This window comes from Streptomyces sp. NPDC088147 (assembly GCF_044741565.1).
Taxonomy (GTDB): domain Bacteria; phylum Actinomycetota; class Actinomycetes; order Streptomycetales; family Streptomycetaceae; genus Streptomyces.
In genome coordinates this window covers 468,861-489,328 of the sequence record NZ_JBIUSY010000007.1, presented here as the reverse complement: position 1 = coordinate 489,328, position 20,468 = coordinate 468,861, and the positions used below count along the sequence as shown (strand labels likewise).

The 20,468-nt window shown below is 72.1% G+C and carries 22 protein-coding genes; 17 read left to right on the top strand and 5 right to left on the bottom strand.

The genetic code is table 11. From position 1 onward, the window contains the following. The first annotated feature begins 229 nt into the window (after positions 1-229). The 3 genes from rplM (at position 230) to glmM (ending at position 2,836) form a co-directional block, all read left to right on the top strand. Positions 230-673, top strand: coding sequence for a 50S ribosomal protein L13 (rplM, locus tag ACIOGX_RS25785; RefSeq protein WP_356515685.1), 444 nt, complete (start codon positions 230-232; stop codon positions 671-673). 42 nt (positions 674-715) lie between these two features. Continuing rightward, complete coding sequence (gene rpsI, locus ACIOGX_RS25780; RefSeq protein ID WP_030351459.1) at positions 716-1,243, top strand: 30S ribosomal protein S9; 528 nt, start codon at positions 716-718, stop codon at positions 1,241-1,243. Between the two features lie 225 nt (positions 1,244-1,468). Beyond that, complete coding sequence (glmM, locus tag ACIOGX_RS25775; RefSeq protein WP_129770845.1) at positions 1,469-2,836, top strand: phosphoglucosamine mutase; 1,368 nt, start codon at positions 1,469-1,471, stop codon at positions 2,834-2,836. A gap of 174 nt (positions 2,837-3,010) precedes the next feature. Here the strand turns inward: glmM and ACIOGX_RS25770 are convergent, their stop codons facing one another. Then, positions 3,011-3,970, bottom strand: coding sequence for a DUF389 domain-containing protein (locus ACIOGX_RS25770; RefSeq protein ID WP_356515687.1), 960 nt, complete (start codon positions 3,968-3,970; stop codon positions 3,011-3,013). Positions 3,971-3,999: 29 nt separating this feature from the next. Continuing rightward, positions 4,000-4,995 (bottom strand): type I pantothenate kinase, encoded by a 996-nt coding sequence (coaA, locus tag ACIOGX_RS25765; RefSeq protein WP_129770843.1) that lies wholly within the window; start codon positions 4,993-4,995, stop codon positions 4,000-4,002. Between the two features lie 133 nt (positions 4,996-5,128). Between coaA and glmS the strand changes: the two genes are divergently transcribed. The 7 genes from glmS (at position 5,129) to ACIOGX_RS25730 (ending at position 12,787) form a co-directional block, all read left to right on the top strand. Beyond that, entirely contained in the window at positions 5,129-6,976 is a 1,848-nt protein-coding gene (glmS, locus tag ACIOGX_RS25760; protein ID WP_356515689.1) for a glutamine--fructose-6-phosphate transaminase (isomerizing), read from the top strand. Positions 6,977-7,018: 42 nt separating this feature from the next. Continuing rightward, positions 7,019-7,387: a holo-ACP synthase gene (locus ACIOGX_RS25755; RefSeq protein ID WP_129770841.1), complete on the top strand. Its 369-nt coding sequence runs from the start codon at positions 7,019-7,021 to the stop codon at positions 7,385-7,387. Positions 7,388-7,457: 70 nt separating this feature from the next. Next, complete coding sequence (locus tag ACIOGX_RS25750) at positions 7,458-8,924, top strand: NAD(P)H-hydrate dehydratase (protein ID WP_401916562.1); 1,467 nt, start codon at positions 7,458-7,460, stop codon at positions 8,922-8,924. Between the two features lie 157 nt (positions 8,925-9,081). Continuing rightward, positions 9,082-10,245, top strand: coding sequence for an alanine racemase (gene alr / locus ACIOGX_RS25745; RefSeq protein ID WP_401916560.1), 1,164 nt, complete (start codon positions 9,082-9,084; stop codon positions 10,243-10,245). 215 nt (positions 10,246-10,460) lie between these two features. Beyond that, positions 10,461-11,717: an alpha/beta hydrolase gene (locus tag ACIOGX_RS25740; RefSeq protein WP_356515696.1), complete on the top strand. Its 1,257-nt coding sequence runs from the start codon at positions 10,461-10,463 to the stop codon at positions 11,715-11,717. Further along, positions 11,689-12,315, top strand: a complete 627-nt coding sequence (tsaE, locus tag ACIOGX_RS25735) for a tRNA (adenosine(37)-N6)-threonylcarbamoyltransferase complex ATPase subunit type 1 TsaE (protein ID WP_401760412.1) — start codon at positions 11,689-11,691, stop codon at positions 12,313-12,315. The genes ACIOGX_RS25740 and tsaE overlap by 29 nt, the downstream gene beginning before the upstream one ends. Before the next feature lie 214 nt (positions 12,316-12,529). Continuing rightward, positions 12,530-12,787, top strand: coding sequence for a hypothetical protein (locus ACIOGX_RS25730; protein ID WP_356515700.1), 258 nt, complete (start codon positions 12,530-12,532; stop codon positions 12,785-12,787). A 51-nt stretch (positions 12,788-12,838) separates the two neighbouring features. On the opposite strand, the gene ACIOGX_RS25725 is transcribed toward ACIOGX_RS25730, so the two are convergent. Then, positions 12,839-13,396 (bottom strand): L,D-transpeptidase, encoded by a 558-nt coding sequence (locus tag ACIOGX_RS25725; RefSeq protein ID WP_356515702.1) that lies wholly within the window; start codon positions 13,394-13,396, stop codon positions 12,839-12,841. Between the two features lie 103 nt (positions 13,397-13,499). Between ACIOGX_RS25725 and tsaB the strand changes: the two genes are divergently transcribed. The 4 genes from tsaB to ACIOGX_RS25705 all read left to right on the top strand — a co-directional run bounded on the left by tsaB (position 13,500) and on the right by ACIOGX_RS25705 (position 16,144). Beyond that, positions 13,500-14,153 (top strand): tRNA (adenosine(37)-N6)-threonylcarbamoyltransferase complex dimerization subunit type 1 TsaB, encoded by a 654-nt coding sequence (gene tsaB / locus ACIOGX_RS25720; protein ID WP_401916555.1) that lies wholly within the window; start codon positions 13,500-13,502, stop codon positions 14,151-14,153. 131 nt (positions 14,154-14,284) lie between these two features. Continuing rightward, positions 14,285-14,764 (top strand): ribosomal protein S18-alanine N-acetyltransferase, encoded by a 480-nt coding sequence (gene rimI / locus ACIOGX_RS25715; RefSeq protein WP_383964772.1) that lies wholly within the window; start codon positions 14,285-14,287, stop codon positions 14,762-14,764. After that, positions 14,757-15,884, top strand: coding sequence for a tRNA (adenosine(37)-N6)-threonylcarbamoyltransferase complex transferase subunit TsaD (gene tsaD / locus ACIOGX_RS25710; protein WP_401916552.1), 1,128 nt, complete (start codon positions 14,757-14,759; stop codon positions 15,882-15,884). The genes rimI and tsaD overlap by 8 nt, the downstream gene beginning before the upstream one ends. Then, positions 15,881-16,144 carry a hypothetical protein gene (locus ACIOGX_RS25705; RefSeq protein ID WP_356515708.1) on the top strand — a complete coding sequence of 88 codons (264 nt, stop codon included), beginning with the start codon at positions 15,881-15,883 and terminating at the stop codon, positions 16,142-16,144. Before tsaD ends, ACIOGX_RS25705 begins: the two co-directional genes overlap by 4 nt. On the opposite strand, the gene ACIOGX_RS25700 is transcribed toward ACIOGX_RS25705, so the two are convergent. Next, positions 16,141-16,647, bottom strand: a complete 507-nt coding sequence (locus ACIOGX_RS25700) for a potassium channel family protein (RefSeq protein WP_356515710.1) — start codon at positions 16,645-16,647, stop codon at positions 16,141-16,143. The two genes, ACIOGX_RS25705 and ACIOGX_RS25700, sit on opposite strands and share 4 nt — an antisense overlap. 33 nt (positions 16,648-16,680) lie before the next feature. After that, positions 16,681-17,577, bottom strand: coding sequence for a helix-turn-helix transcriptional regulator (locus tag ACIOGX_RS25695; RefSeq protein ID WP_401916548.1), 897 nt, complete (start codon positions 17,575-17,577; stop codon positions 16,681-16,683). A gap of 226 nt (positions 17,578-17,803) precedes the next feature. On the opposite strand from ACIOGX_RS25695, the gene ACIOGX_RS25690 reads away from it, so the two are divergent. From ACIOGX_RS25690 to ACIOGX_RS25680, 3 genes are all read left to right on the top strand, one after another. Continuing rightward, the gene (locus ACIOGX_RS25690) at positions 17,804-18,817 is read left to right on the top strand and encodes an aldo/keto reductase (RefSeq protein WP_356515714.1); all 1,014 of its coding nucleotides are present in this window, start codon (positions 17,804-17,806) and stop codon (positions 18,815-18,817) included. A 102-nt stretch (positions 18,818-18,919) separates the two neighbouring features. Continuing rightward, a complete protein-coding gene (locus tag ACIOGX_RS25685; RefSeq protein ID WP_356515716.1) occupies positions 18,920-19,681 on the top strand; it encodes an SDR family NAD(P)-dependent oxidoreductase in 762 nt (253 codons plus the stop codon). 103 nt (positions 19,682-19,784) lie between these two features. After that, positions 19,785-20,444 (top strand): hypothetical protein, encoded by a 660-nt coding sequence (locus ACIOGX_RS25680; RefSeq protein WP_401916545.1) that lies wholly within the window; start codon positions 19,785-19,787, stop codon positions 20,442-20,444. Positions 20,445-20,468 lie beyond the last annotated feature (24 nt).

The following is a 20,468-nucleotide window of genomic DNA, read 5'->3' as shown; positions in this document are numbered from 1 at the left end:
GCGACGGTATTCTTCTGGTTCGTTATGCGTATTGGCTTGGTCGTTCTCACGCGAGGGGCCCTTACGCCGGTCCACCGGGCCGATGGACAGCGGTAGGTGCGCGGGTTGCGTCCCCGAAGCACCACCAGGGCTGTCGTGATCGTCCGGGTGGTCCCTGTACAGGACCCGTCTCCTCACCCCTGAGGGGCTGGGGGAGACCCCATCACTGAAGAAGCGAAGGCATACGACCGTGCGTACGTACAGCCCCAAGCCCGGCGATGTGACGCGCCAGTGGCACATCATCGACGCGCAGGACATCGTCCTGGGCCGTCTGGCGACCACCGCCGCCAACCTTCTGCGTGGTAAGCACAAGCCGATCTACGCGCCCCACGTCGACACCGGTGACTTCGTCATCATCATCAACGCCGACAAGGTGCACCTGTCCGGCAACAAGCGGACCCAGAAGCTGGCGTACCGCCACTCCGGTTACCCGGGTGGTCTGCGTTCCGTCCGCTATGACGAGCTGCTCGCCAAGAACCCCGAGAAGGCCGTCGAGAAGGCCATCAAGGGCATGATCCCCAAGAACTCCCTGGGCCGTCAGATGATCTCGAAGCTGAAGGTCTACTCGGGCGACCAGCACCCGCACGCTGCGCAGCAGCCGGTGCCGTTCGAGATCACCCAGGTCGCGCAGTAGTTCCGGCCACCCCCTAAGACGAAAAGAAATCTGAGGAGCATCGTGGCCGAGACCACTGCAGAGACCCCCGTCGAAGCGCCTGAGGCGGAAGAGACGTACGCCGAGGTGACGACCTTCGAGTCGGAGACCCCGGTCGAGGGTGAGTACACCTCCGAGTCGCTGGCGTCCCGCTTCGGCGACCCGCAGCCGGCGGCCGGCCTGGGCCGTCGCAAGAACGCCATCGCCCGCGTCCGGATCGTCCCGGGCACCGGCAAGTGGAAGATCAACGGTCGCACCCTTGAGGAGTACTTCCCCAACAAGGTGCACCAGCAGGCTGTCAACGAGCCCTTCAAGGTGCTTGAGCTCGACAACCGCTACGACGTCATCGCCCGTATCTCCGGTGGCGGCGTCTCCGGTCAGGCCGGCGCCCTGCGTCTCGGTGTGGCCCGTTCGCTGAACGAGGCGGACGTGGACAACAACCGCGCCCCGCTGAAGAAGGCCGGCTTCCTGAGCCGCGACGACCGCGCGGTCGAGCGCAAGAAGGCCGGTCTCAAGAAGGCCCGCAAGGCGCCGCAGTACAGCAAGCGCTAAATCGCTCGCTTGCCGGTACCGGCATTACGGCCTCTCCGGCCGGTCTGTACGGCATTCGAACGCCCCGGCGGCACTCCGTGCTGCCGGGGCGTTCGTTTTATTGGTTACTCGGGCGTATAAAAGCATCAGGCGCTCAAAACTTTGCATGGGTTTGCGTTTTCGAAATCTTTTCGCTCGGGGCGATGTCGGTGATTGCCGGCTCCGGGTGTTCTCGGAGGGAGAGCTGTGGGACGACTCTTCGGCACGGACGGCGTGCGCGGTGTCGCCAACGCCGATCTGACGGCTGAGCTGGCGCTCGGCCTTTCGGTCGCGGCGGCGCATGTGCTCGCCGAGGTGGGGACGTTCGAGGGGCATCGGCCCACGGCGGTGGTCGGACGCGATCCTCGGGCGTCCGGTGAATTCCTGGAGGCCGCCGTCGTGGCGGGACTCGCGAGCGCGGGCGTGGACGTCCTGCGTGTCGGTGTGCTGCCCACCCCCGCGGTGGCGTATCTGACCGGGGTGCTCGGCGCCGACCTGGGCGTGATGCTCTCGGCGAGCCACAACGCCATGCCCGACAACGGCATCAAGTTCTTCGCGCGCGGCGGGCACAAACTCGCCGACGAGCTGGAGGACCGTATCGAGGCCGCCTACTACGAGAACACCGTGCACCGCACCGGCGCCCCCTGGGAGCGGCCGACGGGTGGCGGAGTCGGCCGGGTCCGCTCGTACGACGAAGGTTTCGATCAGTACGTGGCACATCTGATCGCGGTGCTGCCGAACCGGCTCGACGGGCTGAAGGTCGTCCTGGACGAGGCGCACGGCGCGGCGGCCCGGGTGTCGCCCGAGGCGTTCACCCGCGCCGGCGCCGAGGTCATCACGATCGGCGCCGAGCCGGACGGGCTGAACATCAACGACGGATGCGGCTCCACGCATCTCGGCCAGCTCAAGGCCGCGGTCGTCGAGCACGGCGCCGACTTCGGCATCGCGCACGACGGCGACGCGGACCGCTGCCTGGCCGTGGACGGCGCGGGCGAAGAGGTCGACGGCGACCAGATCCTCGCCGTGCTGGCCCTCGCGATGCGCGAGGCGGGCACACTGCGCGGCGACGCCGTGGTCGGGACGGTCATGTCCAACCTCGGGTTCAAGATCGCGATGGAGCGCGAGGGCATCCATCTGGTCGAGACCGCGGTCGGTGACCGCTACGTACTGGAGTCGATGAAGGAGCACGGCTACGCCCTCGGCGGCGAGCAGTCGGGCCATGTCATCGTCCTAGACCACGCCACCACCGGCGACGGCACCCTCACCGGCCTGATGCTCGCGGCCCGGGTCGCCGCGACGGGCCGTACGCTGGCTGACCTCGCGGGCGTCATGCGACGGCTGCCGCAGGTGCTCATCAACGTGCCCGACGTCGACAAGTCGCGGGTGACGACCTCCGCCGAACTGGCGTCGGCGGTCGCCGAGGCCGAACACGAACTGGGCTCCACGGGCCGCGTCCTGCTGCGCCCCTCGGGCACGGAGCCGCTGGTACGGGTGATGGTCGAGGCGGCGGACATCGACCAGGCGCGGTCGGTGGCGAGCCGGCTGGCGGACGCGGTGAAGTCGGCGCTCGGCTGAAGGCGCTGAGCCGATGCGGTGAGGTGCTCCGGCGGCCCGGACCCACGGCGGGTGCGGGCCGCCCGGTTCCGGGCCGCCTCGGTCCGGGGCGGGTCAGGACCGTACGCGGTGGTCCGGGGCCGGGTCAGGAACGTACGCGGTGGTCCGTGGCCGTACGCGGAGGTCCAGGGCCGGTCAGGGGCGTACGCGGCGGACGCCCGTACGCCGTATGCGTCCCCGCTGTGTCGCCCACAGCGCCTTCTGGGTGAGCAGCGTGAGCGTACCGGCGGCCACGATGCCCGCCAGGTTCAGCAGGAGCTGGCTGGTCGAGCCCCACACCTGGGTGAAGTCGCCGTAGCCGAGGGCGACCGCCGCGTTGGCCGCCGCCGGGACCGTCGTCACCGAGATGGCGACCCCCACCAGCGCGCCCGACTTCGCGGAGGTCAGCGAGAGCATCCCGGCCACGCCCGCGAGCGCCGCGACCACCAGTGAGAACAGGTCCGGGTTCCAGATGAACGAGGTGTTCGGCCGGTCGGCCTCCAGCATGGATTCCGTGAAGAGCCCGAAGCCGTCCATCACCAGCCCGAAGACGGTCGTCAGCCCCATCGCCACCGCGAACCCGGCGATCAGCGCGACCAGCGAACGCCACGCCAGCAGCGGGGCGCGCTGCACCAGCGCCGTACAGATCCCGGCCAGCGGGCCGAACTCCGGACCCACCGCCATCGCGCCGACGATCAGGATCGCGTTGTCCAGCACCACACCGCACGCCGCGATCATCGTCGCGAGGGAGAGGAACGCCAGATAGGTGAGGGAGAGCGAGGACTCCTCGTGGGTCACGTCCTCCAGCTGCTCCCACAGCACGGCGTCGGCGCCCTCGCCGGGCGCCTCCTCCTCCGCCTCGTCCGCCCGTTTCGACAGCGACAGATCGATGTTCTCCACCGAGATCGAACCGGACTCGTCGATCCCGAGGGCGCGCAGGTCCACGAGCAGTTCGTCACACGCCTCGCGCGCCACATCGCACATGACCAGATCGCCCCGCGGATCGCGGGAGGCCCCGGGCACGACGACGAGATGCGCGGTGCCGACGGTCCGCTCCACGGCCTGTACGACCTCGTCGGTGCGGCCGGCCGGTACGAGCAGACGCAGATGCAGCACGCTGACCGCCCCTCAGCTCTTCGGATCCTTCAGAGTTTGCGCAGTGACAGCCGCTGGACCTTGTGGTCGGGCCCCTTGCGCAGGACCAGTGTGGCGCGCCCGCGCGTGGGCGCCACATTCTCCAGGAGATTGGGCTTGTTGATGGTCCGCCACATCGTCCTGGCGTAGTCGAGCGACTCCTCCTCGGAGACCTGCGTGTACTTCCTGAAGTACGAGGCGGGGTCCTGGAAGGCCGTCTCGCGCAGCTTGCGGAAGCGGTGGAGGTACCAGGTCTCGATGTCCTCGGCGCGGGCGTCGACATACACGCTGAAGTCGAAGTAGTCGGCGAGACCGACCCTGGTCCTGCCGTCCTTGCCCGGCAGCGCGGGCTGGAGGACGTTGATGCCCTCGACGATGAGGATGTCGGGCTGCCGTACGGTGAGCAGTTCGCCGGGCACGATGTCGTAGATCAGATGCGAGTAGACCGGGGCCGTGACCTCGTCCTTGCCCGCCTTGATGTCCGCGACGAACCGGGTGAGCGCCCGGCGGTCGTACGACTCCGGGAAGCCCTTGCGCGACATCAGTCCACGGGCCTTCAGCTCCTTCATCGGGAGCAGGAAGCCGTCGGTGGTGACGCGTTCGACCCGCGGGTGCTCCGGCCAGCGCGCGAGCAGTGCCTGCAACAGCCGGGCCACGGTGGACTTCCCGACGGCGACACTGCCCGCCACGCCTATGACGAACGGCGTACCGCGCTGGGCGCCGTGCCCGTTGCCCGCGTCCCCGAGGAAGGTGTTCAGCGCGCCGCGCAGCCCCGCCGTGGCCTGCACATAGAGATTGAGCAGCCGGGAGAGCGGCAGATAGACGTCCCGCACCTCGTCGAGATCGATGACGTCGCCGAGCCCGCGCAGCCGCTCGACCTCCTCGGCGGAGAGGGGCAGCGGCGTCTTGTCGCGCAGCGCGCTCCACTCGGCCCGGCTGAGGTCGACGTAGGGGGTCGGCCCGTGCTCGGCCCGTCGTGGGGCGCTCGGTGGCGGCGAAGTGATCACCCCGCCATTGTCGGGGGTGCGGGGACCCCGTGGGTGGTGTGCTAGGTCACGTGGTCCGGGGGAGTACGAGGCGCATACGCCCGCGCACTGTCCGGTCCACGAAGATCGACCGGACAGCACCTAGGCTGCCGACATGTGCGGAATCGTGGGTTACGTCGGCGGACAGTCGGCGCTTGATGTGGTCATCGCGGGCCTCAAGCGGCTTGAGTACCGGGGGTACGACTCCGCCGGAGTCGCGGTACTCGCCGACGGCGGGCTGGCCGCGGCGAAGAAGGCGGGCAAGCTCGTCAACCTGGAGAAGACGCTGGTGGAACGGCCGTTGCCGAGCGGCACCACCGGGATCGGGCATACCCGGTGGGCCACGCACGGCGGCCCGACCGACGTCAACGCCCACCCTCATCTGGACAACGCGGGACGTGTCGCCGTCGTACACAACGGCATCATCGAGAACTTCGCCGCGCTCCGCGCCGAACTGGCCGGGCGCGGCCACGACCTGGAATCGGAGACCGACACCGAGGCCGTGGCCCATCTGCTCGCCGAGGCGTTCTCGTCGTGCGGCGATCTCGCGGAGTCGATGCGGCAGGTGTGCCGGCGGCTGGAGGGCGCCTTCACGCTCGTCGCCGTACACGCGGACGAGCCGGACGTGGTGGTCGGCGCGCGCCGTAACTCCCCGCTGGTGGTGGGCGTCGGGGACGGCGAGTCGTTCCTCGCCTCGGACGTCGCCGCGTTCATCGCCCATACGCGCTCCGCCATCGAACTCGGCCAGGACCAGGTCGTCGAGCTGCGCCGTGACGGCGTGGTGGTGACGGACTTCGACGGCGCGCCGGCCGAGGTCCGTGCGTACCACGTGGACTGGGACGCGTCCGCCGCCGAGAAGGGCGGCTACGACTACTTCATGCTGAAGGAGATCGCCGAGCAGCCCAAGGCGGTCGCGGACACCCTCCTCGGACGGATCGACGCCGAGGGCTCGCTGACGCTCGATGAGGTACGTATCCCGGCGGCCGTGCTGCGCGAGGCGGACAAGGTCGTCATCGTGGCGTGCGGGACGGCTTTCCACGCCGGGCTGATCGCGAAGTACGCCATCGAGCACTGGACGAGGATGCCCTGCGAGGTGGAGCTGGCCAGTGAGTTCCGCTACCGGGACCCGATCCTGGACCGGCGCACGCTGGTGATCGCGATCTCGCAGTCCGGCGAGACCATGGACACGCTGATGGCGCTGCGGCATGCCCGGGAGCAGGGCGCGAAGGTGCTGGCCATCTGCAATACGAACGGTTCGACCATCCCGCGGGAGTCGGACGCGGTCCTCTACACGCACGCGGGCCCCGAGGTCGCCGTCGCGTCGACCAAGGCGTTCCTGACCCAGCTCGTGGCCTGCTATCTGGTCGCGTTGTATCTGGGGCAGCGGCGCGGTACGAAGTGGGGCGACGAGATCAGGGCCGTCATCCGGGACCTGTCGCGGATCTCCTGCGAGGTGGAGCGGGTCCTGGAGACGATGGAGCCGGTACGGGCCCTGGCGCGCTCGCTCAAGGACAAGCGGACGGTGCTGTTCCTGGGCCGGCACGTGGGCTATCCGGTGGCCCTGGAGGGCGCGCTCAAGCTCAAGGAGCTGGCGTACATGCACGCCGAGGGGTTCGCGGCCGGTGAGCTGAAGCACGGCCCCATCGCGCTGATCGAGGAGGATCTGCCGGTGGTGGTGGTCGTACCCTCGCCGCGTGGCCGCTCGGTGCTGCACGACAAGATCGTGTCGAACATCCAGGAGATCCGGGCCAGGGGCGCGCGCACGATCGTGATCGCGGAGGAGGGGGACGACGCGGTGGTGCCGTACGCGGATCATCTGATCCGTATCCCGGCGACGCCGACGCTCCTTCAGCCGCTGGTCGCGACCGTGCCGTTGCAGGTGTTCGCGTGCGAGCTGGCGACGGCGCGCGGCAACGAGGTGGACCAGCCGAGGAACCTGGCGAAGTCCGTGACCGTGGAGTGAGCGTGGAGTGCATACGGCCGACGGCCGGACAAGGAGGATGAGTTGATCATCGGGGTGGGGATCGACGTCGCGGAGATCGACCGGTTCGCGGAGTCCCTGCGGCGGACACCGCAACTGGCCGGCCGGCTCTTCTCGGAGGAGGAGCTGCTGCTGCCGAGCGGCGAGCGGCGTGGAGTGGCCTCCCTGGCGGCGCGGTTCGCCGCCAAGGAGGCCGTGGCCAAGGCGCTGGGCGCGCCGGTCGGGCTGCGCTGGACGGACGCCGAGGTGTGCGTGGAGGACAGCGGGCAACCGCGGCTGCGGGTACGGGGGACGGTCGCGGCGCGCGCCGCGGAGCTGGGCGTACGGAGCTGGCATGTGTCGCTCAGCCACGATGCGGGGGTGGCGTCGGCCGTGGTGATCGCGGAGGGTTGAGGGTAGGCGGGCGCACGCCGGCGGGCAGCGGTGGGCGGCGACAGCGGGCGAGGGTGGAAGGGCTGGTCGAATGCGTACTGCGTACAGCGTCGAGACGGTACGGAACGCCGAACGGGAGCTGATGGCACGGCTCCCGGACGGCGCGCTCATGCAGCGCGCCGCCGCGGGTCTCGCCGCCGCCTGCGCGGGCCTGCTGCGGGATCTGCTGGGGCGGGTGTACGGGGCGCGGGTCGTCCTGCTCGCCGGCAGCGGGGACAACGGGGGTGACGCCCTCTACGCCGGGGCCCGGCTGGCCCGCCGGGGCGCCGCCGTCACCGTCGTGGAGCTGGCCCCCGGCCGGACCCACGAGGGCGGGCTGACGGCGCTGCTCGGCGCGGGCGGACGCGTCGCCGACGACCCCTTCGACGTACTGGCCGCCGCCGATCTCGTGCTGGACGGCATCACCGGCATCGGCGGACACGGCGGGCTGCGCGCCGACGCGGTGCCGGTGGCTCGGGCGGCCCGCGGCTCCGGCGCGGTGATCGTCGCCGTCGATCTGCCGAGCGGGGTCGAGGCGGACAGCGGGGAGGTGACGGGGGAGGCGCTGCGCGCGGATGTGACGGTGACGTTCGGTACGTACAAGCCGGGCCTGTTGATCGACCCGGCCAAAGAACACGCGGGCGCGGTACGGCTCGTGGACATCGGCCTCGCGCCGCATCTGCCGTCCGTGCCCGGACTGGAGGCGCTCCAGCACGAGGACGTGGCGCGGCTGCTGCCGGTGCCGACGGGCGAGAGCGACAAGTACCGGCGCGGTGTGGTCGGTGTCGTGGCCGGATCCGCGCGGTATCCGGGCGCGGCGGTGCTCGCGGTGGGGGGCGCGCTGCGGGGCGGCGCGGGCGCGGTCCGCTATGCCGGCCCCCGCGGCGACGCGGTGATCGCGCGCTACCCGGAGACGCTGGTGCACGACGGACCGCCGTCGAAGGCGGGCCGGGTCCAGGCGTGGGCGGTCGGCCCGGGGCTCGGGGACGCGCTGGGCGACGCCTCGGGCCCCGAGGCCGCCGTCGCGGACGTCCTGGCCTCGGACGTGCCGGTGCTGGTGGACGCGGACGGGCTGCGGCTGCTGGACGCGGAGACCGTACGGCGGCGTACGGCCCCGACCCTCCTCACCCCGCACGCGGGCGAGGCGGCGGCGCTGCTCGGGGTGGCCAGGGCGGAGGTGGAGTCGGGCCGGCTGACGGCGGTACGGGAGCTGGCGGCGCGGTACGGCGCGACGGTGCTGCTGAAGGGCTCGACGACGCTGGTCGCCGACCCGGACCCGGCCGTCCCCGTCCGGGTCAACCCGACGGGCACGTCCTGGCTGGCCACGGCGGGCAGCGGGGACGTCCTCACGGGCCTGTCGGGCTCCCTGCTCGCCGCCGGCCTGCCGGCCCGCGACGCCGCGTCGGCGGCGGCCTATCTGCACGGCCTCTCGGCCCGGCTGGCGTCGAGGAGCGCGCCGGTGGCGGCGGACGACGTGGCGGCGAACCTGCCGGAGGCGTGGCGGAACGTCGTGGGCTGAGCGGCGACGCGCCGCGCGGTGATGGGCCCGGCGGTGATGGGCCCGGCGGTGGTGCCGGTGGCGCCGTGCCGGGCGGCGACGGGCTGTGCCGTCGTGCCGTGCCGGGCGGCGGGGCGACGGCCCCGGCCCCGGACATCGCTCTGAGAGACTGGGCACGATGACCGAAAACACGCACACTTCGGCCGGCGTGCGCGCGCGGGCCGAAGTCGATCTCGCCGCCCTGCGGGGCAATGTACGCGCGCTGCGCTCCCGTGTGGGACCCGACGTCGCGCTGATGGCCGTCGTGAAGTCGGACGGATACGGGCACGGCATGGTGCCCACCGCGCGGGCCGCCCTCGACGCGGGCGCCACCTGGCTGGGTACGGCCACCCCGCATGAAGCGCTCGCCCTGCGCGCGGCGGGCATCGAGAGCCGGGTCATGTGCTGGCTCTGGACGCCGGGCGACCCGTGGCGGGAGGGCATCGAGGCCGATCTCGACATGTCCGTCAGCGCGCTGTGGGCCCTGCGCGAGGTGACCGCGGCGGCGCGCGAGGCGGCGCGCCCCGCCCGTATCCAGCTCAAGGCGGACACCGGCCTCGGCCGGAACGGCTGCCAGCCCGCCGACTGGCCGGAACTCGTGGCCGCCGCGCTCGACGCCCAGGCCGCCGGTCTGGTCCGGGTCACCGGGCTGTGGTCCCACTTCGCGTGCGCCGACGAGCCGGGCCATCCCTCCATCGCCGCGCAGCTCGACGCGTTCCACGAGATGGTCGCGTACGCCGAGAAGGAAGGCGTCGAACCCGAGGTCCGGCATATCGCCAACTCGGCGGCCACGCTCACGCTCCCCGAGGCGTCCTTCGATCTCGTTCGGGCCGGCATCGCCCTGTACGGGATCTCGCCGAGCCCGGAGCTGGGCACCTCCCGGGACTTCGGCCTGCGGCCCGCGATGACGCTCTCCGCCTCCGTCGCCCTGGTCAAGCGGGTGCCGGAGGGCCACGGCGTCAGTTACGGCCACCACTACGTCACGTCCCGGGAGACGACCCTCGGGCTCGTACCCCTCGGTTACGCCGATGGCATCCCGCGCCACGCCTCCGGCCGCGGGCCCGTCCTCGTCGGCGGGGTGCGGCGGCGGGTGGCCGGGCGCGTCGCGATGGACCAGTTCGTCGTCGACCTCGGCGGCGACACCCCCGAGCCGGGCGCGACCGCCATCCTGTTCGGTCCCGGCGACCGCGGCGAGCCCTCCGCGGAGGACTGGGCCGAGGCGGCGGACACCATCGCCTACGAGATCGTCACGCGCATCGGTTCACGCGTCCCGCGCGTCTATGTCAATGAGCGGTCCGTATGACCGCCCATATGACCGCCCGTATGAGCCCCCGTATGAGCGCCCGTATGACGATCCGCGGGGCGGCCCGCGCGACGGCCGGAACGAGGGGAACGAGTGGCCTGAATCGCCGCGTTGCCCGCATGAGTATGTTGAAGGGGCAACGGCCCGTGTGACCGCAGCCGGGTGGAGCTCAGTACGACGGGGAAGAATCCGGCGGGAACGACGAGGAGCGCACGGTGGGCGAGAGCAGCGCGGCGGGTGACGTGGCGGCCAGGGCGGCCGCCTCGGTGGCGTCGGTCACGGGCAACTGGCGCAAGGCCGGCGTCGCCGGAGCCGCGATAGGCGTGATCGCCGCTGGTGCGGCGGCCGGAGTGGCGATCGAGAGAATGACCGTCGGCCGCGGGATGCGCAGAAGGGCCCGGCTCGCGCTCGACGCGTCGGGACCGTACGGCGCGCTGCGCGGCACCCCGGGCAAGGCGCTCTCCGACGACGGTACGGAGCTGTACTACGAGACCGACGAGGTCGATCCCGAGACCGCGTCCGGCGCGGATCCGGCGGTCGCCCCGCGCCGCCGCAGGCTCTTCGGCCGGAAGACCCCCGCGCCGGTCACGGTCGTTTTCAGCCATGGCTACTGCCTGAGCCAGGACTCCTGGCACTTCCAGCGCGCCGCCCTGCGCGGACTCGTCCGTACCGTCCACTGGGACCAGCGCAGCCACGGCCGCTCCGCGCGCGGCGCCGCCCAGCAGGGCCCCGACGCGGTCCCGGTCACCATCGACCAGCTCGGCCGCGATCTGAAGACCGTCATCGACGCGGCGGCGCCCGAGGGCCCGCTGGTGCTGGTCGGCCACTCCATGGGCGGAATGACGATCATGGCCCTCGCCGACCAGTATCCGGAGCTGGTACGGGAGAGAGTCGTCGGCGTCGCCTTCATCGGTACGTCCAGCGGGAAGCTCGGCGAGGTCAACTACGGTCTGCCGGTCGCGGGCGTGAACGCCGTACGCCGCGTCCTGCCCGGCGTGCTCAAGGCGCTCGGCTCCCAGGCCGAGCTGGTCGAGCGCGGCCGGCGGGCCACGGCGGATCTCTTCGCGGGCCTCATCAAGCGGTACTCGTTCAGCTCGAAGGACGTGGACCCGGCGGTCGTGCGGTTCGCCGAGCGGCTCATCGAGTCGACCCCGATCGATGTGGTCGCGGAGTTCTACCCGGCCTTCACCGATCACGACAAGGTGCAGGCGCTCTCGGTCTTCCTGGACGTCCCGGCGCTGGTCCTGGCCGGGGAGAGCGATCTGGTGACCCCCAGCACGCACAGCGAGGCCATCGGCGATCTGCTGCCGGACGCGGAGCTGGTGCTCGTACCGGACGCCGGGCATCTGGTGATCCTGGAGCATCCGGAGGCCGTCACGGACCGGCTCGCCGACCTGCTGGCACGGGTGGGCGCGATGCCGGCAGCGGCTAACGTTGGCACGCATGGAAGCACCGCACAGCCCGGCGGCTGACGCCGCACCCGGCACCCGCCCCGCCCGCCCCACCGGTCCTGCCGCCGACCGTCCCGCCGTCCGCCTCACCGTCGAGAGCCCGGAGCGGATGCGGGAGCTGGGCCGCGGACTCGCCGCCCTCCTGCGCCCCGGCGATCTGGTGATGCTGACCGGCGAACTCGGCGCGGGCAAGACCACCCTCACGCGCGGCCTCGGCGAGGGCCTCGGCGTCCGCGGCGCCGTCACCTCCCCGACGTTCGTGATCGCCCGGGTCCATCCGTCGCTGGTCGGCGGCCCGGCGCTGGTCCATGTCGACGCGTACCGGCTGGGCGGGGGTCTCGACGAGATGGAGGATCTCGATCTGGATGTCTCGCTGCCGGACTCCGTGGTGGTCGTGGAGTGGGGCGACGGCAAGGTCGAGGAGCTGTCGGACGACCGGCTGCATGTGGTGATCCACCGGACCGTGGGCGGGGACACGAGCGTGCACACGGACGCGGATACGGACATGGATACGGAAGGCGACCCGGCCGCCGACGGCACTGACGAACGGCGCACGGTCACGCTGACCGGCTACGGCAGCCGCTGGTCGGACGCGGATCTGGCCGCGCTGGCCCCCTGAGCCGTCCCCGCTCCACCGCACTGAGCCGCCGCCACCGAGCAGCCCCGTCACCCCGCCGGGCCGCCCGCCACCCCACTGATCCGGCCAGCCGCTCCGTACATTCCGACAAGACGTCGGCAAAATGTTGCGCGTGCCGTGCCGTACGTGGTGACATGGTACGGAGAAGTGGTTAGGTCTGCCTAACTAGCCTGCCCCCGAACACCAGGAGGCATCCATGCCGGCGCCAGCACATGACCCGCGTCCGCGCTCCACTTCGTATCCGACGCGATCGCTCTCACCGTCGTCCGTGTCCATGAAGGATCTGCTGGCGTCCTGCGCGTCGGCGGCGGCCGTGTCCACGCCGCCGGGCGCGCCGTCGGCCGTGGCGGTCGCCGAAGCGGCGGCGGCCACGGAGGCCGAGGCCGGGGCTCTGGAATCGCTGCGCGAGCGGGAACGGAGACGCGACGCCGCACAGGAGCGCGACGCCGCGTAAGAGGCGCGAGAGGGCGGAGCGGCCGGGAAACCCCGGGGTGCGCGTCCCGGTCTACGGGACGACCACGACCTTGGAACCGACCGTCGCGAACGTCCACATCGCGTTTCCGTCCGCCACCTTCATCCTGACCCCGCCGGTCTTGAGCGTCGGGTCGGGGCTGGACAGCGTGCCGTCCACCGCCGCGCTGAAGCCGATCGCGACATCGCCGACGAGCGCGAACCGTACGACATGCTCGATCCGTACCCCGTCCGAGCCCGTGACCGATCCCGACCGCGAGGTCACCTGGTACGAGCCGGGTTCGGGGCTGACGGTGCTCGGCATGACCGCGAAGGTCCGCGTCACCCGCTCCTTCGCCTCCACCAGCCACACGCGCCGGTCGGCCAGCGCGTAGACGACCCGTACGCCCTCGCCCGACTCCGCGGGCAGGGCGTTCGGGTTCCTGGGCTTCTGCGCGGGGGCCCCGGCCGCGCCGGAGGGGGCGGTCCTGGGTGTCTTGGGCTTGGCGAGGGTGTCGGGGACATGCGCCGACGCCTGGTAGGCGAGGAAACCGACCACGGCGATGGCAGCCGCGGTGAGCCCGGCCACGATTCCCGAGCTGCTCCTGGACACCTTGATCCACCTCTCGTACGTATGACTCCGTGGTGACGTTAGCAGCAGGCGGCTGACGGGACGGGGCGCCGTGCCTTGGGGCCGGGAGCCGTAGGCTGTTTGCGTGCTTCTGCTCGCCGTTGATACCGCCACGCCCGCCGTCACCGTCGCCCTCCACGACGGCAGCTCCGTCCTGGCCGAGGAGAGTCAGGTCGACGCGCGCCGCCATGGGGAACTGCTGCTGCCCGCCGTCGACCGGGTCCTCGCCGTGGCCGGGCTGAAACCGGACGCGGTCACGGACGTGATCGTCGGCGTCGGCCCCGGACCGTACACAGGGCTGCGCGTCGGCCTGGTCACGGCGCTGACCCTCGGCTCGGCGCTCGGGGTGCCGGTGCGGGGGCTGTGCACGCTGGACGGGCTCGCGTACGCCTCCGGGGCCGAGAGCCCCTTCGTCGTCGCGACGGACGCGCGGCGCAAGGAGGTCTACTGGGCGCGCTACGCCGACGCCCGTACCCGGCTGACCGAACCGGCCGTCGACCGGCCCGCCGATATCGCGGAGGCGGTCGCGGGGCTGCCCGCCGTCGGCGCGGGGGCGCTGCTCTACCCCGGCACCTTCCCGGACGCCCGCGGCCCCGAGCACCAGTCGGCGGCGGCGCTCGCCTCGCTGGCGGCGGAGAGACTGGCCTCCGGCGGGGAGTTCCTGCCGGCGCTGCCGCTGTATCTGCGCCGGCCGGACGCGCAGGTGCCCAAGAACTACAAGGTGGTCACACCGAAGTGACGGACGCGACGGATGCGGCTGACGGGACCGCGGCCGACATGAACGCGGCTGACGTGAACGCGGCTGACGTGAACGCGGCGGGCGCGGCCGGGGCGGCCGGGGACGCGGATCGTGTCGTCGCCCTGCGCGAGATGCGCTGGTGGGACATCGAGCCGGTGCTCGCGCTCGAACGGGAACTCTTCCCCGAGGACGCCTGGTCCCCGGGCATGTTCTGGTCGGAACTGGCCCACGCGCGCGGCCCCCGGGCCACCCGCCGCTATGTGGTGGCCGAGACGGCGGAGCCCGGCGGCGCGCGGATCGTCGGCTACGCCGGCCTCGCCGCGGCCGGCGGACTCGGCGACGTACAGACCATCGCCGCCGCCCGTGACCAGTGGGGCACCGGCCTCGGCTCCCGGCTGCTCACCGATCTGCTTCAGCACGCCACCGCCTTCGAGTGCGAGGAGGTACTGCTCGAAGTGCGGGTGGACAACCTCCGCGCGCAGCGGCTGTACGAGCGGTTCGGCTTCGAGCCGATCGGGTTCCGGCGCGGCTACTACCAGCCGGGCAATGTCGACGCGCTCGTCATGCGCCACCACGTGAAGACCCATCAAGGAACTGAGACCCATGGCTGACGAACCCCTCGTCCTCGGTATCGAGACCTCCTGCGACGAGACCGGCGTCGGGATCGTACGCGGGACGACCCTGCTCGCCGACGCCATCGCGTCGAGCGTCGACGAGCACGCGCGCTACGGCGGTGTGGTGCCGGAGGTCGCCTCCCGCGCGCATCTGGAGGCGATGGTGCCGACGATCGAGCGCGCGCTGAAGGAGGCGGGGGTCTCCGCGCGCGATCTGGACGGGATCGCCGTGACCGCGGGGCCCGGTCTCGCGGGCGCGCTGCTGGTCGGGGTCTCGGCGGCGAAGACGTACGCGTACGCGCTGGGCAAGCCGCTGTACGGGGTGAACCACCTGGCCTCCCACATCTGCGTCGACCAGCTCGAACACGGCCGGCTGCCCGAGCCGACCATGGCGCTGCTGGTCAGCGGTGGCCACTCCTCGCTGCTGCTCGCGCCGGACATCACGGCCGATGTGCGGCCGATGGGCGCGACGATCGACGACGCGGCGGGCGAGGCGTTCGACAAGATCGCGCGGGTGCTCCAGCTCGGGTTCCCCGGCGGCCCGGTGATCGACCGGCTGGCGCGGGAGGGCGACCCGTCCGCGATCGCGTTCCCGCGCGGACTGACCGGACCGCGCGACGCGCCGTACGACTTCTCCTTCTCCGGCCTGAAGACCTCGGTGGCCCGCTGGATCGAGGCGAAGCGGAACGCGGGCGAGGAGGTGCCCGTACGGGATGTGGCGGCCTCGTTCCAGGAGGCGGTGGTCGACGTGCTGACCCGGAAGGCCGTCCGCGCCTGCAAGGACGAGGGCGTGGACCATCTGATGATCGGCGGCGGCGTCGCGGCCAACTCCCGGCTGCGCGCGCTCGCGCAGGAGCGCTGCGAGCGGGCGGGCATCCGGCTGCGGGTGCCGCGCCCGGGGCTGTGCACGGACAACGGCGCGATGGTGGCGGCGCTGGGCGCGGAGATGGTGGCGCGCAACCGGCCGGCGTCGGACTGGGAGCTGTCGGCGGACTCGTCGCTGCCGGTGACGGAACCGCATGTGCCGGGGGAGTCGCATGACCACCAGCACCAGCACCCGCACCGGCACGATCACGACCATGTGCATGAAGTGGCGAAGGACAACCTGTACTCATGACGGTCGCGCTGATGTGGGAGGCGAAAGCGGCACCCGGCCGGGGCGCGGAGCTGCTGGAGTGGGCGCGGTCGCGGTCGCGGGAGCTGCCGGACGCCCCCCTCCGCCGCGAACTCCTGCGCGCCCCCCAGGACCGTGTCCTGGTCATCACCTGGTGGGACGCCCCCTACGACGCGGATCTCCCGGAACTCCCGCCCCCGCCCCCTGACCTCCTCGCCCGTCCGCCCCACCGCTGGCGCTTCGAGTCGGTCGCGGCGGATTAGCGGTCCTGCGGGGGCGCGGGGCCGCCGCGGTCCGCGAGCAGGCGCTCCAGACGGTCGAAGCGTTCGTGGAGGGCGCGTGTCTCCTCCGAGACCCCCGCCCTCCCCTCGCGCTCCGCGTGTTCGACCGCCAGCGCCAGCTGACGCGCGTGCCGGGCGGCCCCGCCGACGAACCAGGTGGCGACGGACGCCGTCACGATGCTGAACACGGAGATCCCGGCCAGCATCACCACACTGGCGATGACGCGCCCCGGCGCGGTGACGGGATACAGGTCCCCGTACCCCACGGTGGTCGCCGTCTCGATCGACCACCACAGAGCGAGGGGGAAGGACGTGATGGTCGCGTGCGGCGCCGACACCTCGAACGGGACGATGATCCAGGAGCCGGCCAGCAGGATCACGACGACGGCCAGCGTGGCCCACGCCGCCGCTCTCACATGCAGCCGCTGCCAGCGCTCACTGCCCAGCAGCCGTCGCAGCAGGTACGCGAAGGACAGCGGTGGCATGGGCGGACCTCGTTCGGCTCGATCGCCCCGAAACTACCCGGCCGTGCCCTGCCCGGTCCGTCTGACACTCGCGGAAGCGTTCACGGGAACCGAAGGCGCGCCGAGGGAGCCGAGCAGCCGCAGCGACTGGGCCGAGGCCGAATCCGGCTCGGGGCTGAGGAGGTTGAGCAGCTGGTCGGGCTCGTCGGGGAAGGTCAGCGTCTCGCAGTGGAGGACCAGGTCACCGACCGCGGGGTGCCGTACATGCTTCGTCCTGTGCGTGGCGTACCGGACGTTGTAATCGGCCCACCAGCGCCGGAAGTCCGCGTCCTGGACGGACAACTCGCCGATCAGCGCGGCCAGTCGGGGATCGTGCGGGAAGAGGCCGCTGTAGCGGCGCAGATTGGCGACGCAGTCCTCCGCCATCTCCGCCCACTCCGCGTACCGCTCGCGCGCGGTGGGGTCGAGGAAGACATAGCGGGCGAAGTTGCGCTCACCGGCGGGCAGCGCGTCGAAATCGGTGAGCAGCGCGTGCGCCAGCTGGTTGGAGGCGAGGACGTCCATCCGGTGACCGATCAGGAACATCGGTACGTGGTCGAGGCTCGCCAGCAGGGCGAGCAGTCCTGGCCGGATCCGCTGCGTGGCGGGTGATCCGCGGCGGGAGTGACCCCGGGGCGGCCTGGCCAGCTCGATGAGATGGTCGCGCTCGATGGCGTTCAGCCGCAGGGCGCGCGCGACGGCGTCCAGGACGCTGTCGGAGATGTTGAGATGACGGCCCTGCTCCAGGCGTCCGTAGTAGTCGGCGCTGACGCCCGCCAGATAGGCCACTTCCTCGCGCCGCAGACCGGGCACCCGGCGCGGGCCCGGATGCGGTTGTACGCCGGCCTGCTCCGGGGTGATCCGGGCGCGCCTGGTGCGGAGGAAATCCCCCAGTTCCGCGTTGCGCTCCATTCGTACGACTGTAGCCGCACGAGGGGAACGGACAGCCGGGCGAAGGTGGGTCTGTCAGACCTGGTCGGGGAGTGCCCGGGTCCGGCCGTGTCCAGGTCCGGGCAGGGCGCGGCCGAGGTGGTGCGGGAGGCGATGCGCGGTGGTTGTGTGGAAGGAGCGGCGGCCGGCACCGTCCGGCCCTGCCGCCCCAGCCCGAGCCCCTCTTCGATCCTCAAGGAACACAGCGATGACGCACGTCCCCACCACCACACTCGGCGACGGGCTCGCGGTCAGCGCGCTCGGCTACGGAGCGATGGGCCTGTCCGATGTCTACGGCCCCGCCGAGCAGTCGGAGTCCCTGGCCACCCTGCACCACGCGCTCGACCGTGGCGTGACGTTCATCGACACGGCCGATGTGTACGGCGCGGGACAGAACGAACGCCTTGTCGGACGGCTCCTCGCCGAGCGGCGCGCGGAAGTGACCGTGGCCAGCAAGTTCGGCATCGTCCTCGGCGAGTCCGGCATGGGCACGGAGGGGATGACGACGCGCGGTGACGCCGCGTACGTACGGGCCGCCGCGGACGCGACGCTGGAGCGGCTGGGCGTCGGCGTCATCGACCTGTACTACCTGCACCGGCGCGATGTCTCCGTCCCCGTCGAGGAGACGGTCGGGGCCATGGCGGAGCTGGTCGCGCAGGGCAAGGTCCGGCATCTGGGACTGTCCGAGGTGACCGCCGGCGAACTGCGGCGGGCACACGCCACGCATCCGATCGCGGCCGTGCAGAGCGAGTGGTCGCTCTGGAGCCGCGATGTGGAGCGGGCGGTGGTGCCGACGGCGGCCGAGCTGGGCGTGGGGTTCGTCCCGTACTCCCCGCTGGGGCGCGGGTTCCTCACCGGCACGCTCACGGACCGGGCCGCGCTGGCCGGTGACTGGCGCGCGGGGCTGCCCCGCTTCTCGGAGGACGCCTTCGACCGTAACCAGGCCGTCGTCCGCGCGGTCCGGGGCCTCGCGGCCGAGCTGGGCGCCACCCCCGCGCAGGTGGCGCTGGCCTGGCTCCGTGCGCAGGGGGAGCGGTTCGGACTGCCGGTGGTGCCGATCCCGGGTACGCGGCGGGCCGCCCGGGTCGACGAGAACATCGGATCGCTGGACATCGTTCTCGACGGGGAGCAGCTGGGGCTGCTGAACGGGCTGGCCGAGGGCGTGGTGGGGCGCCGCTCGGACAACGACGACCCGAACTGGGTGTCGGACACCCGCGAATGACGACGACAGGCGCGCGACGACACGACCGGTACGACGGTCGCGGCGGGCGCGATGGACGCACGGACCGGCACGGGCCCAGAGGGAAAGAGAGCGGAACAGAACATGAGCGGACGCCTGGACGGAACGGTCGCGCTGGTCACCGGCGCGAGCAGCGGTATCGGTGAGGCGACGGCCCTGTCCCTGGCCGCCGAGGGCGCGTCGGTCGCCGTCGTGGCCCGCCGCGAGGACCGGCTCGACGCTCTCGTGGCCCGGATCCGGGACGCGGGCGGCAGCGCGCACGCGTTCGGCGCGGACATCACCGAGGCGGGCGAGGGCGAGGCGGTCGTCACCCGGGCCGTGGAGGAACTGGGCCGGCTGGACACCGTCGTGAACAACGCGGGCGTGATGCTGCTCGGGCCCGCGCTGGACACTCCGGTCACGGAGTGGCAGCGGATGGTCGACCTCAATCTGTCGGCGCTGCTCCGGGTGACGCACACCGCGCTGCCGCACCTGGTGTCGGCCGCGGCCGACGGGCCGCGCGGGGTCGCCGACCTGGTGAACATCAGCTCCGTCGCGGGACGGGTGGCCACCGCAGGAGCGGCGGTCTACAACCTGACGAAGTTCGGGGTGGCGGCGGTCAGCGAGGCGCTGCGCCAGGAGCTGGCGGGCAAGCACGTACGCGTGAGCGCGGTGGAGCCGGGCGCGGTGGTCACGGAGCTGACCCACCACCTCGGGGACGGGGTGCGCGACCACATCGAGGCCTGGTACGGCGGGATGGAGAGCCTGCGCCCTGAGGACATCGCGGAGGCGATCGAGTACATCGTGACCCGGCCGCGCCGGGTGGCGGTCAACGAGATGCTGATCAGGCCGACGGAACAGGTCTGACCTGACCGCCCGCGCGGGGGCAGCCGCGCGGGGCCCGGCCTCGCCGGGCTCCGCGTCCGACCCCGCTCCGTCGGCGCCGCTCCGCACCGCTAACCTCTGGCGAATGATCAGCCGCGCTCCGCTGCCGCCGCCCCCGCCCGAGGAGCCGGGCCCGTGGCCCGATCACGCCGCGTGGCTCGCCGAGCGGGCCGAGGCCATGGTGGAGCTGAGCAGACGCGGTCTCTCCCTCGCACGTCTGGTGGCGCTCTGGCTGACAGGGGCGCTCGCCGTGGTCGGCTGGGCGGCCGTCGGGGCGGCGATCCAGAGCTTCGAGGGCGGTGGGCTGGGCCTGATGACCGGAGTGGTCCTGCTGGGCCTCGCGGCGCTCCTCCTGGTCCCGGCGGCGGTCGCGGTCGGCTTCTGGCTGAGCCGGGGCCGTCTCATACGGGAGCGGCTGGCCGCCTGGGCGGAGTCCGTCCCGGAACGTGTGACGGACCTCCGTGTGGGCGCGCACCGGCGGTCCGTGATGTGGCTGCTGCCCTCGGTGCTGCTGTGTCTGGTGGGGGTGTGGGCGACGGGCCGGGCCCTGGCCGAGGCCGTGAGCGGGGGCGTGACAGGCCGCGAGCCGGTCACGCTGGGTGAGACGGCGTACGCGCTGGGGCTCGGCGGGACGCTCCTGATGACCGGTCTGCTCGGGCTGGTCCCGTCGGTCAGGCATCAGTACTGGTCAGAGCGGTTGATGAGGCCGACGCCGGTCCGCGGCGGCGGAGGCGCGCATCGCTGAGGCCGGTCTTACCGTGTCCGTCCT